We start from the raw sequence: 15,508 nt of genomic DNA, 5'->3' as shown, positions 1-15,508 counted from the left end.
GTCTTGAGGACGGGAAACAGCCCGCTATGCCACCTCAATTCGGTTTGGTGCCGGCCTAAGCCGGGTACAAAGCTTACTCGGTAACAGGAGTATCCGCCGCATCATCCTCGTGTTTCATGATTCCGATGCGAAGCTAAGAGGTTTGTTTCAACACATCCATTCATACTCCTTCACAGCTCCCGGAGCTCTCTGCCATGAATGATATCTGTCTACTCGTCTCTTCAGCGCTTTTCGGTTATATTGTTTTCACCCTTACTTTTTTTAACAATATACAGGCTCAATCAGCAAAAATCAAGAGGCTGTAAGAAATAAAACCTGCCTTTGATTAATTTCCCTGTACAGACACAAACAGCCCTACCAACACATACAGTTACATATAGGCGATTGCCTACATAACTTTGTGGAGGTGAGGACGGTGACAGGTGTTTTTGCAGCGCTCGGGTTTATTGTGAAAGAACTTGTGTTTTTAGTATCATACGTGAAAAATAATGCCTTTCCACAACCGCTCTCAAATAATGAGGAGAAAAAATACTTAGACCTTATGGCTGAAGGAGATGAACACGCCCGCAACATGCTGATCGAACATAATCTCCGTTTAGTCGCCCATATTGTGAAAAAATTCGAAAACACGGGAGAGGACGCAGAAGATCTGATCTCCATCGGTACAATCGGGCTAATTAAAGGAATTGAAAGCTACTCAGCCGGAAAAGGAACGAAGCTTGCCACATATGCCGCACGATGTATTGAAAATGAGATTTTAATGCATCTGCGCGCATTGAAAAAAACGAAAAAAGACGTCTCCCTTCATGATCCGATCGGCCAGGATAAAGAAGGGAATGAAATAAGCCTGATCGATGTCCTCAAGTCGGAAAGCGAAGATGTGATCGACACCATTCAGCTCAACATGGAACTTGAAAAGGTCAAAAAATATATCGATATTTTAGACGACCGCGAAAAAGAAGTCATCGTCGGCCGCTTCGGGCTTGATTTAAAAAAAGAAAAAACGCAGCGCGAGATCGCAAAGGAGCTCGGCATTTCAAGGAGTTATGTGTCGCGGATTGAAAAACGCGCATTGATGAAGATGTTTCATGAGTTTTATCGGGCGGAGAAGGAGAAGCGGAAGAAGAAGGGAAAGTGAGCGAAAAGCCGGATCTGACATCCCGGCTTTTTCTATTTTATTTTTTCAATCATGACTATAAACAGAATATGCGTAGCGCTCAGTATGAAGGGACAAATATACAAACTGTTTAATCGCGTCAAGGCCTGTGATGAATTCATTTGTGATACGGCCATTTTCAAAATCTATTTTGTAGGTTTGAGAGGTCCCTATGACTTCGCTGTCATCTTCAATATCATCAAATTCAATTTCTGAGGAAAGGGTCATGATAAGATCACTCCTATAACGTTCCTCCATTTATTGATTGAATGAACCATAATAAAAACCGCTCCTAAAGAACGGTTTTAACATATAGGAAGTAATCATTCTAAGAAAAAATTGAAAGGGATTTATTTACTGCTTTTTGAGCATGGATTAAAGTCGTATCAAATAATGGCACTTTTGAATCCTCTGCCTTTACTAAAAGTCCAATTTCAGTGCATCCAAGAATGATTCCTTCTGCTCCTCTATCCACCAAATTATTTATGATCTTCTTATAAATGTTTTTGGAAGACTGTTTAATTTCACCCAGACACAGTTCTTGATAAATAATATTATTTATTAATTCCCTTTCATCATCATCAGGAACAATGACATTAATCGCATGAGACGCAATACGTGATTTATAAAAATCTTGTTCCATTGTATATTTAGTACCAAGCAATCCTACTGAGCGAATGTCTTGTCTAATAATTTGTTCTGCAGTTGCATCGGCAATATGCAAAATAGGTATAGTGATCATTTCTTGGATATATCCAAGAACTTTATGCATAGTATTTGTACATATTACAATAAAATCTGCACCTGCTTTTTCTAATGATCTTGCAACTTGACCTAAAGCTTCACCTGCTTTATCCCAAGCTCCTATGGATTGATAATGTTCAATTTCCTTAAAATCAACACTGTATAAAAGGCATTTTGCCGAGTGAAGCCCTCCTAACTTCTTTTTTATTTCTTCATTGATAATTCGATAATACTCAGCTGAAGATTCCCAACTCATTCCGCCAATAAGACCAATAGTTTTCATAACCCACCTCGGATGAAATTTTCAAAATATTATAGTTATTCTATAGGATAGATTATCTTTACAATTATTTATTTTTTCAGGATTATTATCATTAAATTTTATCGAGAATAAAAAATGATTGCCCGCCTTTTAAGGAGACAACCATCAAATTCTCACCCATTTTCAGTTCTTCACCTTCTCCAGAGCGCAACCGTTTAGGAATAATAATCAAATCAGCAGGTATTATTAATTTGTCATTTTCATTAAGCCTTATTTCAATAGATGAAACGGAAATCACTTCAGCCGGCATAATATCCACCGGTGACTCAGATTCAATAAAGTCAGAATATAGAAAAAGAGATGTGACAGTTATGAAAATCATTTTTCTCATTCGTTACTGCATTTTGGTATCAAATGACTTGACTTATAAGTCCTTAACTTGCGTCCTCTCTCAAACGATTCAACGCCGGACGCTCTAAAAAGCTCCTCAGAAAATCCTTCACAGGCATACTTCAGTCCCTGCTTTCTTTATGCAGATCTCGATCTGGCTGAAAGAAAAACTAGTTACTGATTAGTAACTAGTTTTTATCTTAAAAGATTCAAATATTAGGTTTCAGATTTTCTGGTTTAACCATCTCATCAAATTGTTCTTCCGTTAAAATGTAAGTTGCACGCAGTCTTTTTAGCATTAACCCTTCCTTATGAACAAACTTGGAAATTTTCGAATAATATTCATACCCGATAAGGTTCTAATCCCTAAGTTGTAGTATCGATATCCTCTGTGTAATCCATGGGATTAACCTTTTAAGTTCATTAAACTTAACTGTTTTATTAGACAAAGCTTACAGATCGAATTTCATGGCGCCTATCGATTTTACAATTTCCGGATCTTGGTGCGACCCGAAAAGACTTTCTCCTTTATCAAGCGTGGAAATTTTTTCAATATCCTCTAAACTTAACTCAAAATCAAAAATGTCAAAGTTTTCGACAATCCGTTCTTTGCGCACCGATTTTGGAATCGTAACGACTTCACGCTGAACAAGCCAACGCAGCACGACCTGGGCGACGGATTTATTGTGTTTTTCCGCAATGGAAGACAACACGTCGTTGCTGAACATGTTATTGCGTCCTTCAGCGAACGGTGCCCATGACTCGTGTTGAACTCCCTGCTCTTTCATAAAAGCAGCACTTTCTTTTTGCTGGCAGAATGGATGCGTTTCGACTTGATTGACGGCTGGCACGATTTCATTATGCATGATCAGATCCATTAGACGGTCGGGATGGAAGTTACTGACTCCGATTGCCCTGATTTTTCCTTCGCGGTACAGATCCTCCATCGCGCGCCAAGCGCCGTAGTAATCGCCGTATGGCTGATGAATAAGGTATAAATCAAGATAATCCAGCTGCAGCTTATTTAAAGATTTGGAAAATGCCGCCTTGGCTCTTTCATAGCCGGCATCCTGAATCCAGAGCTTAGTCGTAATGAACAGCTCCTCACGCGATACGCCGCTCCGCTTGATTGCACGTCCGACTGCCTCCTCATTTAGGTAACCGGAAGCAGTGTCAATCAGGCGATAACCGGCCATCAGTGCTTCATATACTGCGTTTTCACATTCTTGAGCATCGGGGACTTGGTATACACCGAAGCCGATAATTGGCATTTTCACTCCATTGTTTAATGTTACGGTTTGCATTGTAATTCCTCCTATTGTTCAAATGTAGAACGACAAACGGCACGCATCCCGAAAATCGGGCACTGCAGAATGAATTCCGCTGCGGCTGGTTTGCGTTATAATAAGCTTATTATCTTCGTGTAACACGAAGGCAAGCACTTTTTTAAAAAATTTTTAAAGGAGGATTACCCATGCATACAGTCAAAGAAGCAGCGATGATAACCGGACTCACTGAGCATGCGGTGCGCTTTTACACGGATAAAGGCCTGGTGCCGAGCGTACAGCGCAATAAAAACAATATCCGTTTGTTCGATGAAGAATCAATCAACTGGCTGTTTGGCGTCAAATGCCTCAGGCAATCCGGTATGCCGATTGAAGTCATTAAAACGTACGTGAATCTCTGTCTTGAAGGAGATTCGACCATTCCACAACGGTACACACTCATGATGGAGCATAAAGAAGATGCGCTCGCCCAGCTCGAAGAAGCCAAACAGCACATTGCCCATTTGGAACAAAAAACCGCCCTATATCAGGCCATTATGGAGCACCGCTCTTTTGATACAACCAATCCCGCCAACTGGGAAAAAATACAGCATATGCATAGTGACGTATTTTACTCACCCACTGTCCGGTAGATGTGAAAGACATTTATGAACACATCAATCGCTCTTAAACTCCTAAATTAGAATCCATATTGCTAAGTTTGATGACATATTATGAGGGATTAAATTTGTTTATACGGCCATAGGGCTGCAAGTCCTTAAATTTTTTCTTATGGTTACTTTCTATTAATTAGAAAATGATAGAAGTCGCATACAGATGCGACTTCTTGTTCGATGTTGTTTTCAAGTGTGTCATAGGTAATGTTAACTTCAGCAATTACTTCTTTTGTGCTTAAGTTAACTGTACTAATTGATGGAACAGACTTTTGATCCTTAGTCAGCGCAACTCTTAAAATCGTTGGCATGTCTTGAACCATTCGAATAAAAGTTGAAGCTTGAACAGGCTTGCCGTCAAAAGGATCGGCTTCTCGCACGCTTGGTTTTCTGTATTTTCTTTGTTTGAAGGCTCGAAAACTTAGTTGCCATCGCATCCCAGTCATTTTTCCATCCAACATCAGACTTACTGAATTTCTTTTTGTGCTTTTCTACTTGTACCTTTGTCCAGTACACTGTTTTTCGGAAGCCATTTATCAACTCAAAATAAGCTGCATAACCAATCACTACGTCTGAATTCACGCTTTTCAAAATCGATCTCGTCTCCTCAATCAGCGGATTCCACTTCTGCAATTCGCCTTCATGAATCGGTATGCAATTGATAGACTTATATTGGCCTGTTCGCAAAGCAGGCTGTATGTACCCTTTGTACCCAAGCTGGAATTGAGCCTATCCAGGCATAACCCTAAGTTTTTATGTATAGGCAGGTCGAGTGTAGCTGCCACAGGAACGCTTTTCATACATACTAATAAAACCTAGTTGAAACTTTACAAGACAAGCTGAATTGACTATAGTCTAATTAGACTAAAATATTGATGTAAAGAAGTGAAAAATTAGATGATAAAGTCTTTTTTAATGTTGGGGCAGTCGAATATGGCGGGCCGTGGATTTTTGAATGAAGTAGACCCTATCTATAATGAAAAAATAAAAATGCTGCGCAATGGACAGTGGCAGATGATGACAGAGCCGATTAATTACGACCGTCCGGTTTCCGGCGTTGGCCTGGCGGCATCTTTTGCAGATGCATGGTCGAAAGCTCATCCCGATGAAGAAATTGGCTTGATCCCGTGTGCGGAAGGTGGCAGTTCATTGAATGACTGGCATCCGGAAGGCATCCTTTTTCAGCATGCTTTGTCCGAAACCCGCTTCGCCCTCCGATCCAGTCAAATTTGCGGAATCCTTTGGCACCAAGGTGAGAGTGACAGTTATCGTTCGCTGCATGAAACTTATTACGAGAAATTAACTCTTATCATCGGGACGCTAAGAAACGAGTTGGAACTTGATGAGGTACCGTTGATTATTGGAGGGCTTGGTGACTTTCTTGGGAAGACTGGTTTTGGACAGCACGCGACTGAATTTCGACAGGTTAATGAACAATTGCTGCGTTTTGCTAATGAACAACAGAATTGTTATTTTGTTACTGCAACAGGTTTGACTGCGAATCCTGATGGCATTCATTTAGACGCAGCTTCACAACGCAAATTCGGTTACCGCTACTTCGAGGCTTTTTCGAAAAAGCATCATATCCTGAAACCCATTTCGGGAGAGGAGCAATCACTGAAAGTGAATGGTGACTATTCTAAAACAGAACAGATTTACCTTCATAGTATGGATTTGGCTTCGGGTAAAATCACGTACGCGGAATTTGAGGCGCGGATGGCGAAGGTGATGAAACCATGATTCCCTTACTTATCCTTGGCTTGCTCATCCAAAACCCCGGAGCTCACGGCTATGAACTTCTGGCCTTAATGGAAAAACGTCATTACAAGTACATCGTTAACTTCACGAAAGGTTCATTTTATTACAATCTGCAGCAACTTGAAGAAAAGTGTTTGATTGAACAGATTCAGCAGAAACCCTCAACCGGCGGGCGTGAAATCCGTAACTTTAAAGTCACAGATTCGGGAAGGGCAGAATTCGAAAAATTAATGATCAAATACGGCACCAAATCGGAATATGTGAACCTGCAATTTTATGGGGCGTTACTCTTTGCCGATGAATTCGACAATAAATTACTGGATCTGATCCAATCACAAATCGATCAGACTAAAACTCGAATCGAGCTCCTTGACGAATACCTGTCCATCACTCAAGAAATTCCCGGCACAATCAATTACTTTCGCCGTATGAATGAAAATTCCCGTTCACATCACTTGGTTAATTTAGAGTGGTTCGAAAAATTGAAAGCAGAAATAGAGTGAACTATTGCATCATAAAAAATGCAATGTTACATATATAGGAATATTAGTTACCTGCATATAAAACCTGTCGCAGATATCGAGTAACACCATTGATACAGGTTTTATACCCCTTCTTTTAATTAAACCAGTAATGGGGTTGTCAACACTTGCCCCAAACAAGAGCAAGTGAGTCTGCTGCGTGTTCTTCTTTTTCAATCCGTATGAATAACCACTTTTTACACCTATTTAGTATTCAAGTAAGTCATAGGACATTTCAGTGGCGTATCGGTATAAAGTGAACTAATTTATTAATGTTCAACAACAGAATTTCGTCTATTGACAATAAAGAATGCACAAATCATTGCAAGAATGGCCATCGCCCACCAGAACGTTGAGATCGCCTGATCATGATCGATGATAATCAAACGAATGACAGCCGTGATGCCAATATAAATAAAGTAGCGAAGCGGGAAATGAAAGTCTGATTTGAAGTATTTGATAATCAAAGCAATGAACTCAAAGTACATGAAGAATATAAGCAGTTCCCCAAGCATCTCATAATAGCTGTCCACTTTGTTGAACAGTGACTTGTATACGAATTGCACAATGTACCATGTCTCGCTGATCAGAAGTCCGCTTAAGGCTATGGCCAGGAAGAACAGGCAGACATTGAGAAGCGCTTGTAACAGGTAAGGTGCCTTTTTGAAATTGTTGAAAAATCTCATCTTGTTGTCTCCTATTTCAATATTTTCGTCGTTTTGATTCGCAGCCTACATCTTTCTGTTCCAAAATCGCAGCACGATGCAGTACTTGGAATTCTTTTGTATACTGTGAAACTGCCCCTGCATGCGGGACATCATTCGCGCAATGCTTCTTTCACCGAGTCCGTTGCTCTCCGGTGTTACATCCGCAAGTTTAATCGTATTGCTAACATGAATCTCAAATATTTCTTGATCCGATACAAACGTGATGCTGATTTCTTCTTCCGGATCTGCGTATTTAAATAAGTTTGACATCACATTATCAAATACACGACCAAGCTCCTCCAAATTCACGTTAATATAGGTTTCCGGCAGCTCGCCTGAAATATGGACCCGGAAATGCTCCTGATGAAGGATAGCAATCTGATCTGATATTAGATCGTAGATCACTTCTTTCACTGCAACGGTCTCCAGGTCGGCCCCATGTTCCTTGTTCAGCAGGAAATACGCAAACAGATTGTCAGACAAGTTTTTTAATTGCAGTGCTTTACCATAAGCATTGGCTACATAACGATCTTTGCTGGTACCCGCTTCGCCTCCTTCTTTTTTGGCAAACTCCAGATTCATGATCAGCGATGTCAGCGGTGTGCGCATATCGTGCGACATTTCGGTAACCAGGCTGCGGCTCTCTGCTTGCAATTCCTCGATCGCTTTAAGTTTGTCCAAGAATGCTTTCCGCAGATCCTCAATGCTCTTTGCAATCATCGCTAATTCATCATGCCCTTTTATCGTCATCTCGTAGTCCAGCTGGCCCCCTTCAAGAATATGAATCTCTTGGTGAAGCGTTTTAAGGTAGCGAAGACTTTGACGGATGCCCAAGAGAACAATGATTAAAAAGATGAGGGTTGCACCGAGCAAATCCAATGTAAAGGCCAGATCATAATATCGGGAAGAGTAGAAACCGTCGATAATGACTCGTCCTTCACCATCGCTGAACTTGACAGGATGTGAATGATTTTGAGCATACTGAGTCAGCTTTTCCTTTCCATAATCCGATTCGGAATAAACGGAATCATATTGCAGCTCCTGATCCTTAAATATGGTGAGGTTAATGTAATTTTCTTTTTTGACCCACTCGCCAAACGCTTTTCTATCCGATGTAGACAACCCATTTTCTGAAACGTACTGACTGAATTTTTGAATGTATCTCGCTGACTCCTTGTGATAATACTCATCCGAACTCAGATATCCCTCGATCAGATCATCTGTAATCTTTTGCAACGTCAGAAAGATCACACCGCTCACAATCGCAGCAACCATGATCAGCAAAGCCAGTTTTTTGGTTAGCGTGAATTTACGATGTGCCAAATCGATATCCTCTTCCCCATTCAGTTTTTATATAAACCGGACGTGCCGGATCATCCTCAATTTTGGAGCGCAGTTTCCGAATATGCACCATCACCGTATTGTTAGAACAGTAAAAGTAAGGCTGTCCCCACACACTCTCATATATATTTTGAGCAGAAAATATTTTGTTGCGTTTGCTCATCAGCAGTTTCAGGATACGATATTCCAGATCTGACAGCTTGATTTGCTGCTCCTCTTTCCAAACCTCATTAAATTCTTCGCTCACTCTCAGTTTGCCCCCGATAAGAAATGTTTCTTCCTGTTCCTTCTTTTCTTGATAGATTGTATATCTGCGTAATTGGGCAATCACTCTAGCGTGAAGTTCCTCTTCCGAGAAGGGTTTAGTCATATAATCATCGCCGCCGGCGAGTAATCCCTCAGTTTTATCGAGTGTACTCGATCTGGCCGTCAGAAACAGAATTGGGACGTTAGAGGTTTCCCTGATGTGCTGACAGGTTTCGATTCCCGAAATGCCTGGCATCATAATATCCAAAATAACCAAATCGAGCGAATCATTCACAAGTTGCAATGCTCGCTTTCCATCCTTGGCTCTTAGCACCTCGTAGCCTGCTCGCATAAGGGATTCCTCCAAAAGATCACCAATATCATGATCATCCTCTACGACTAATATTCGATGGGTCATGCCTCTTTCACCTCATGATTCTTGATGTTATTTCTGTCACCTTACTATATATCATTCATAAGTAACGTACGTTATAAGATACTACGTAAATCTTAACAGTTTATGAAAGCTGATGTCCGCCACAATTTTGTCACATTTTAAAAAAAATGATGAACCTTCATAAATTGTTAAGATTCTGTCTTTATATTTATCCATTGTAAGGCTCGAGTTTTTCAGATCCGCACTGCACATTGCAATGGTAAATGGGAAAGGAGTATTGATATGATTGTACAAAAAGAAGAACGCGGGCAACCAGTGAGTCTGCGGGAACGGGTTCATTTTCTGGATATCGTACGTGGATTTGCCTTGCTTGGCATTATTATTGTCAACTATTTTCTGATCGTAGATTCAGTAAAGGGATTCGAAATGGCCTCCGGTGACCTCCTGCACAATCTGGTTTCCTGGTTTGCCGAAGGGAAATTCGTTACATTATTCTCCTTCTTGTTCGGAGTTGGGTTTATGATCTTTATGGATCGAGCCGCGCAGAAGGTAGATAGTCCCAACAAGCTGTTTGCCCGCAGGTTATCTATCCTGTTGGGGTTTGGCATTTTGCACATCACATTTGTTTGGGTCGGTGACATATTGACCTTTTACGCCGTAAGCGGCTTCCTGTTACTCGCCTTCTATAAACGCACGGCCAAAACGGTTCTTAGATGGATTATCGCACTTATCGTGTTTCAATTCCTGATTCCTGTTTTCACAATGTTGTACAATGTCATCAATACTGCAGGGTCAAAAAACCCGAATTTTTCAGAGTTTACTTTGTTTAGCCACACAAGCCTTACCTACATGGAATCCATCAGCACCCGGTGGACAGATATGGTCACGATGGCTGCTGGCTCTTTCTCTATGATCTATTCCATGTTTCTCATGTTTCTGCTGGGCGTGTACTTTGTTAAGATGGAATTTTTCAAAGACATGGAAGCGAAAAAGTTCATATGGAAGCGTATCTGGATCATTAGCACAATCGCTTTTCTAATAACACAAAGCAGTATATTACTAGACATGTCTAATCTTTCTGAGAATATGCTGTGGAAGGACATTTCCTCTGTCGTGGGTCAAAATGGCGGCTTAACCGGAAGTATGTTTTATATGAGCACTTTTGCAATGCTGTTTCTGTACGTTCCTCAGCTGCGAGGCCCTATGATGATATTCACCAAAGTCGGACGGATGTCATTGACCTGCTATCTGCTTCACTCTATCATTGGAACAGTTATGTTCCTCCGGTACGGATTCGGGCTTGCGGATCATATTCAATCCGCCGGCACGTTCATGTTCAGTCTGGCCGTGTACTTCGTGCTTATGAGCTTTAGTACAATGTGGTTGAAACGGTTTAAGTACGGTCCGATGGAATTGATATGGCGCAAGCTGACGTACGGCAAAGTAAACGGAAGTCCCAAAGCGACTCCGCTGCATTCGGAAAAATCAATTCCGAAATAACCCCTTTGCACAGATTGCATGACTTCAAATTAGTTGTTGACGGAAGTGGGTATTAAACTTTTATATTATTTAGTGCTTCTTTGGGCTAACTCTGACAGAAAATTCACCAGAGTTTACTCAATGTGCATAGCTCGTGATCGAATCTAAAATGAATCTTTTGCGCATGCCTATAGTCAAGGGCAACACATTCGACTATTTTATGCGATTTTGTGATAGGAAAAATTCGAGAATAATAACTAAACCTTTGCAGCAAGTATTTTAACGCCAAATTTACCGCGGAAGAAAAAGCGGCAGAGCAGCTGGAATGTTTTACTGAACGACTGAACTCGTTATTTCAGCAACTGAAGGAGTGAGCAATCATGAAGACAAAAAAGGAACCAAAAGTTATTCTGGAACCAGCAAAGGAATCTGATCTGCCAGAATTCCAAAAAAAATTACAAGAAGCCTTTGCGATCGCCGTGATTGAAACGTTCGGTGATTGCGAAGATGGACCGATTCCATCGGACAATGATGTTCAGGAGTCTTTCGATGCTCCCGGAGCAGTCGTATATCATATTCTTCGGGATGGTAAGAAGGTAGGCGGTGCAGTAGTACGTATCAACAGCGAAACACATCATAATTCGCTAGATTTATTCTATGTATCTCCAGAATATCACAGCCAAGGGATTGGTCTTTCTGCTTGGAAAGCCATAGAAGCACAGTATCCGGATACTGTGCTATGGGAAACCGTGACACCTTATTTTGAAAAGCGAAATATCAACTTCTATGTGAATAAGTGCGGATTCCATATCGTAGAGTTCTACAATGAACATCACTCTGATCCGCATATGCATCGCAATGGACGCGAAGATGACAAGCCCCTGCCGGATGATGACTTTTTCAGATTTGTAAAGATTATGAAAAAAAAGCACTAAACAATTGAACACTGCGAGATGCCGCAGAAAGTTGCCGGTATCTTTTTTAAAGATATTTGTTTTGGATCGAAAAAATTCTAAAATATATTGCGGAAAGCCCTTCTCGTTATGAGAGGGCTTTAATTCGGTCTGAAAATGAAATGGAGAATAAAAATAAACAAAGAAATAATTAATTAGGTGATGAATGATTTATACGAATTTCACAGAGATACTCCAACGGAGAACTTAACGAAGAACAAATCACTTCTCTATTGTGGGATACTGCCGAAAATAAATCACTTCACAACAGAGAAACTGAAAGCGGTATAAAAAAACAGCTCCGTTAAAATAGCCGGAACTGTCTTTGAATCTTGGTTTTTCAGTTATCACCATCCGTTAGTTTAATTAAAATTCAGATAATCCAAGACACGATCAACTCTTTCATTGACTGAGTAATCTCCTTCAATTTTCAGCAATGGACAAGATAAATCCGCCATCCAATGTTCGTGTAAAGCTTTGCTTCTAACTTCCATTCCGGCATTATCATATAAAGAAGCCCACTCTAAAAATGTTTTTGATTGTTCATATTTACTGCCGCCGGCTAACACTTCGTTTCCATAACGCTGAAATTCCCTATGCCTTAATCTCTCAAGCCGTATATCTTGCGGAATCCATAAGAAGATGACAAGGTCAAAATAACTTTTTAGATCATCGCCCCAGCCGCACACTGCGCCAGAAAGAATCCATTTCTCATTTATTGTCAAGTCTTTTTCAAGCAACTTTCTTCTTTCAGGAATTTCTCTTTTCTTAGTGAATTTATCTGTCCAATAGTAATCATCGGTATCAAGATGCGTATGAGGCAAATGCTTTGATAATGCAACACCCAATGTTGAAGTTCCGACTCCGGAGGCTCCCAGTATGTGAATATTATTCATAGTTCCCTCTCCTTATGAAGCAACGAAACTCCCTGTCCGCTGCCCAAGGTTCTTACTATTATTTTAACATAAATCCCCAAAAACCTTTATTTTGCCAGGGAAATCCAAATGCGTGTTAAAACCATACTGCTTACGAACATCATGGTCATTTTCAAACAGAATGATTAACTTTCTCCCCGGCCTATTTTAATATCCTCATACACTTTCTCAAAAGTCTCGATTGGCAGTGAAAACTTGGTTGTTTTCTCGTTACGATAATTGATCATGATCTCAATTTGATTATTTTTTTGTTCAAACTCAATAAGTGCATTCTCCCATTTATCTCTGATTGAAATGATACAATTTCCATTTTTCTTTTCCTTTTTCTTATAAATGTAATTCACTTTAACTCCCCTTTCATTGATCGACAAAAGGTTTCGGAATAAGGAAGCTCCTCAAAAAAAGGATCAAAACTTTTATCAAGTTTGATCCTTTTCCCTTTTTAGTCATTTCTTTGCGAACGTTTATAGACATTCATGGTTAACAGCCAGCTCATAACGATGATTCCTGCAAAAAGAATGAGCATATTACTGTACAAATAAGCGGAATGATCAGCGTTAACAGGCAGCAGCCTTTGATCCAGCAAGCGGGTCGATAATAAACCGCCTGCAATCGAAATACCCGTTCCCTCTGATAAAAAGCTCGTAAAATTAAGCAGACTCATTCCGGCGCCGGCTTCCTTTTGTTTCAAACTGCCAGACACAATTGTAGATATAACCGTTTTTGTGAAGGAGAGCCCCCCAAAAACAAAAACGATGATAACGGTCATGAGCCATGGTGTCGCATCTATAAAAAAGGCAGCGATTAAAAAGCTGAAAGACATCAATGCAATCCCAATGGTCAGCACATATAAAGAACCTTTCCGATCAACAAGCCATCCTCCAATGTAACCGAAGATGATGACGCTCATCGTTCCGGGAAACATAATCCCGCTTCCAATTGCCGCAGTACTTAAATGGTGAACATCTTTCATCATATAAGGAACCATAGACACAAATCCTGCAGCAGTGCCGAATATCAGGCCTCCGCAAAGGACGCCTATCATAAACAAGACATTTTTCCCCAGTGCAGGGTCAACAAAGGGATCTTGAGTTTTCCTAATATGTTTCACAAATATCAGGAAAGCTAGAATACTGATGATCAGAAAAGATAGTCTATATGACGTTGTAAACAGCAGAAAAAATACGATGCCTGCAGATATTAATATAATTCCCGCCATATCAAAGCGCCCGCTGATTCTTTCTTCCTTTTCCAGCAGTTTCATCAAGAATGGAACGGTGATAACTGTTGCTGTCGGAATAAGCAGCAAATATGACCAGTGAATATAATGAGCGATCATTCCGCCAATAGCTGGTCCGGCGCCTTCCCCCATTGCCACCAGCGACCCGATCAGACCAAATGCTTTACCCCTGTTTTCTTTCGGAATATAGCGTACTGCTGCAACCATCACAAGAGCCGGGAATGCGGCTGCACCAGCCCCTTGAATAAATCGGGCCAGAATGAGTACAGGAAAGAAAGAGTGTCCGACAAATCCAATGATCGATCCGAGGCCATTTACCATAATTCCAAATAGAAGCAGCTTTTTGATGCCCAGCTGATCTGATAACTTCCCATACAGAGCAGTTCCGATGGAAAAAGTTAACATAAAGGCCGTGTTCACCCAGTTTGCACTCGCCGGCAGTTTATGAAAATCGTTGGCGATATCAGGTAACGAGACGTTCAAAACCATTTCATTTAATACGCTGAAAAATGACAGAACACAAAGCCAAATGAACACTTGGTTGTGCCGTAAAGCTGACTGTGAATAAGGCGTATTCACAACTTTCCCTCCATTAATGAGGGCAGACGCAGTTTATAGGGCCATTGATACGCTTCCCTCTTTTAATTGTACCCTGTTCATTTTTTTGCACTTCATACATAACTCCCCCTGCATTGATTGATATACCTTATTATAAATCCTCAAGCAGATGTTTTGAATACTTCGCGACACACACCCGCTAAATGACAAAACATCAAATACTATTATATTTAAAATTTACAGTACCAAAAAACCGCAATTTCATTTGCTGTTGAAAAATTGGAATAAAGCATTGTATCGACCGCTCCTATGACAAAGTTATTTTTGGCATAAAAATGACAAGCTGAAACATTAATATCTTGTGTTTCAAGCATAAGACCGCATAAATGATTCTCCTTTGCCCACTCAATCGCTTTATGTAATAAAGCCGTCCCGACACCATTTTTTCTATAATCTTCTGCAACGGCAATGTCTTCAATCAGTGCGTATCCATTCCAATTAGAACGAAGCTTACTCCGGCCGACACAGTCGTTCTCTGCGTAATAAAAAAAGACAACTTTATCCTCTTCTTCAATATAACTGACATCAATGTCTTCATCGTCATATTTTTTGACATAAGGCTCAGCAAATTTCTCCTCTGTATATGTCCAAACATTGTCCTCAAATGAAGGGATGATTCTCCCTGAAACTACGAAAGGTTCGTTTGGTTTATTGAAGTCTTTCATATTGAATCGCGTCATTTTAGTTATCATCATAATCACCTTTCTGCATTTATTGACCTTAATTTACATCTATTGAACTGTTGATTCGTCTGCATGTCATGGATACCGGTTTAATCACTCTAAGACTAAAACAAAAAAGATACCAACATCGATTGGTATC

Annotated in this window: 17 protein-coding genes and 6 pseudogenes; 7 read left to right on the top strand and 16 right to left on the bottom strand. The window is 40.4% G+C overall.

Features of this window, described 5'->3' with window-relative positions:
• Positions 1-415 precede the first annotated feature (415 nt).
• Positions 416-1,138, top strand: a complete 723-nt coding sequence (gene sigK / locus SB24_RS16710) for an RNA polymerase sporulation sigma factor SigK (protein ID WP_007408248.1) — start codon at positions 416-418, stop codon at positions 1,136-1,138.
• A 48-nt stretch (positions 1,139-1,186) separates the two neighbouring features.
• Here sigK and SB24_RS16705 read toward each other — a convergent pair.
• The 6 genes and pseudogenes from SB24_RS16705 to SB24_RS16690 form a co-directional block, all read right to left on the bottom strand.
• Positions 1,187-1,384, bottom strand: a pseudogene (locus tag SB24_RS16705) (DUF2634 domain-containing protein); the annotation flags it as partial.
• 100 nt (positions 1,385-1,484) lie between these two features.
• Positions 1,485-2,183, bottom strand: coding sequence for an aspartate/glutamate racemase family protein (locus SB24_RS16700; protein ID WP_015417864.1), 699 nt, complete (start codon positions 2,181-2,183; stop codon positions 1,485-1,487).
• 91 nt (positions 2,184-2,274) lie between these two features.
• On the bottom strand, positions 2,275-2,544 hold the full coding sequence (locus SB24_RS16695; RefSeq protein WP_094032320.1) for a DUF2577 family protein: 270 nt from the start codon (positions 2,542-2,544) through the stop codon (positions 2,275-2,277).
• 55 nt (positions 2,545-2,599) lie between these two features.
• Positions 2,600-2,712: pseudogene (locus tag SB24_RS20265) on the bottom strand (recombinase family protein); the annotation flags it as partial.
• A gap of 49 nt (positions 2,713-2,761) precedes the next feature.
• Positions 2,762-2,905: pseudogene (locus SB24_RS20600) on the bottom strand (class II fumarate hydratase); the annotation flags it as partial.
• Between the two features lie 99 nt (positions 2,906-3,004).
• Positions 3,005-3,856 (bottom strand): aldo/keto reductase, encoded by an 852-nt coding sequence (locus SB24_RS16690; RefSeq protein WP_015417866.1) that lies wholly within the window; start codon positions 3,854-3,856, stop codon positions 3,005-3,007.
• 170 nt (positions 3,857-4,026) lie between these two features.
• Here SB24_RS16690 and SB24_RS16685 point away from each other — a divergent pair, with 170 nt between their 5' ends.
• Positions 4,027-4,470 carry a MerR family transcriptional regulator gene (locus SB24_RS16685; RefSeq protein ID WP_015417867.1) on the top strand — a complete coding sequence of 148 codons (444 nt, stop codon included), beginning with the start codon at positions 4,027-4,029 and terminating at the stop codon, positions 4,468-4,470.
• 191 nt (positions 4,471-4,661) lie between these two features.
• On the opposite strand, the pseudogene SB24_RS20260 reads toward SB24_RS16685, so the two are convergent.
• Both SB24_RS20260 and SB24_RS16680 read right to left on the bottom strand, forming a co-directional pair.
• Positions 4,662-4,841, bottom strand: a pseudogene (locus tag SB24_RS20260) (phage major capsid protein); the annotation flags it as partial.
• A gap of 70 nt (positions 4,842-4,911) precedes the next feature.
• Positions 4,912-5,276, bottom strand: a pseudogene (locus SB24_RS16680) (recombinase RecT); the annotation flags it as partial.
• 112 nt (positions 5,277-5,388) lie between these two features.
• On the opposite strand from SB24_RS16680, the gene SB24_RS16675 reads away from it, so the two are divergent.
• Both SB24_RS16675 and SB24_RS16670 read left to right on the top strand, forming a co-directional pair.
• On the top strand, positions 5,389-6,231 hold the full coding sequence (locus SB24_RS16675; protein ID WP_033574153.1) for a sialate O-acetylesterase: 843 nt from the start codon (positions 5,389-5,391) through the stop codon (positions 6,229-6,231).
• The gene (locus SB24_RS16670; protein ID WP_033574154.1) at positions 6,228-6,752 is read left to right on the top strand and encodes a PadR family transcriptional regulator; all 525 of its coding nucleotides are present in this window, start codon (positions 6,228-6,230) and stop codon (positions 6,750-6,752) included. Before SB24_RS16675 ends, SB24_RS16670 begins: the two co-directional genes overlap by 4 nt.
• Before the next feature lie 287 nt (positions 6,753-7,039).
• On the opposite strand, the gene psiE is transcribed toward SB24_RS16670, so the two are convergent.
• From psiE to yrkP, 3 genes are read right to left on the bottom strand one after another with little or no spacing between them, the layout of a single operon-like run.
• Positions 7,040-7,456: a phosphate-starvation-inducible protein PsiE gene (gene psiE / locus SB24_RS16665; RefSeq protein WP_033574155.1), complete on the bottom strand. Its 417-nt coding sequence runs from the start codon at positions 7,454-7,456 to the stop codon at positions 7,040-7,042.
• A gap of 45 nt (positions 7,457-7,501) precedes the next feature.
• Positions 7,502-8,800: a two-component system sensor histidine kinase YrkQ gene (gene yrkQ / locus SB24_RS16660; protein ID WP_012118040.1), complete on the bottom strand. Its 1,299-nt coding sequence runs from the start codon at positions 8,798-8,800 to the stop codon at positions 7,502-7,504.
• Positions 8,787-9,482, bottom strand: a complete 696-nt coding sequence (gene yrkP, locus SB24_RS16655) for a two-component response regulator YrkP (protein ID WP_015417875.1) — start codon at positions 9,480-9,482, stop codon at positions 8,787-8,789. The genes yrkQ and yrkP overlap by 14 nt, the downstream gene beginning before the upstream one ends.
• A 261-nt stretch (positions 9,483-9,743) precedes the next feature.
• Here yrkP and SB24_RS16650 point away from each other — a divergent pair, with 261 nt between their 5' ends.
• From SB24_RS16650 to SB24_RS16645, 3 genes and pseudogenes are all read left to right on the top strand, one after another.
• Positions 9,744-10,961 (top strand): DUF418 domain-containing protein, encoded by a 1,218-nt coding sequence (locus SB24_RS16650; protein ID WP_031378925.1) that lies wholly within the window; start codon positions 9,744-9,746, stop codon positions 10,959-10,961.
• Positions 10,880-11,108 (top strand): annotated as a pseudogene (locus SB24_RS20040) (hypothetical protein). Before SB24_RS16650 ends, SB24_RS20040 begins: the two are co-directional and overlap by 82 nt.
• A gap of 212 nt (positions 11,109-11,320) precedes the next feature.
• On the top strand, positions 11,321-11,875 hold the full coding sequence (locus SB24_RS16645) for a GNAT family N-acetyltransferase (protein WP_033574156.1): 555 nt from the start codon (positions 11,321-11,323) through the stop codon (positions 11,873-11,875).
• A 380-nt stretch (positions 11,876-12,255) separates the two neighbouring features.
• On the opposite strand, the gene SB24_RS16640 is transcribed toward SB24_RS16645, so the two are convergent.
• The 5 genes from SB24_RS16640 to satA form a co-directional block, all read right to left on the bottom strand.
• Complete coding sequence (locus SB24_RS16640; RefSeq protein WP_033574157.1) at positions 12,256-12,789, bottom strand: ATP-binding protein; 534 nt, start codon at positions 12,787-12,789, stop codon at positions 12,256-12,258.
• Positions 12,790-12,953: 164 nt separating this feature from the next.
• The gene (locus SB24_RS16635) at positions 12,954-13,172 is read right to left on the bottom strand and encodes a hypothetical protein (RefSeq protein WP_033574158.1); all 219 of its coding nucleotides are present in this window, start codon (positions 13,170-13,172) and stop codon (positions 12,954-12,956) included.
• A 98-nt stretch (positions 13,173-13,270) separates the two neighbouring features.
• Complete coding sequence (gene tet, locus SB24_RS16630) at positions 13,271-14,647, bottom strand: Tet(L)/Tet(K)/Tet(45) family tetracycline efflux MFS transporter (RefSeq protein ID WP_015417880.1); 1,377 nt, start codon at positions 14,645-14,647, stop codon at positions 13,271-13,273.
• 33 nt (positions 14,648-14,680) lie between these two features.
• Entirely contained in the window at positions 14,681-14,743 is a 63-nt protein-coding gene (locus SB24_RS20685; protein ID WP_134816631.1) for a tetracycline resistance efflux system leader peptide, read from the bottom strand.
• 113 nt (positions 14,744-14,856) lie between these two features.
• Positions 14,857-15,378 carry a streptothricin N-acetyltransferase SatA gene (gene satA / locus SB24_RS16625; protein ID WP_033574159.1) on the bottom strand — a complete coding sequence of 174 codons (522 nt, stop codon included), beginning with the start codon at positions 15,376-15,378 and terminating at the stop codon, positions 14,857-14,859.
• Positions 15,379-15,508: the final 130 nt, after the last annotated feature.

Source organism: Bacillus sp. Pc3 (assembly GCF_000815145.1).
In the GTDB taxonomy this organism is placed as follows: Bacteria; Bacillota; Bacilli; order Bacillales; family Bacillaceae; genus Bacillus; species Bacillus velezensis.
This window is presented reverse-complemented; position numbering and strand designations above follow the sequence as displayed.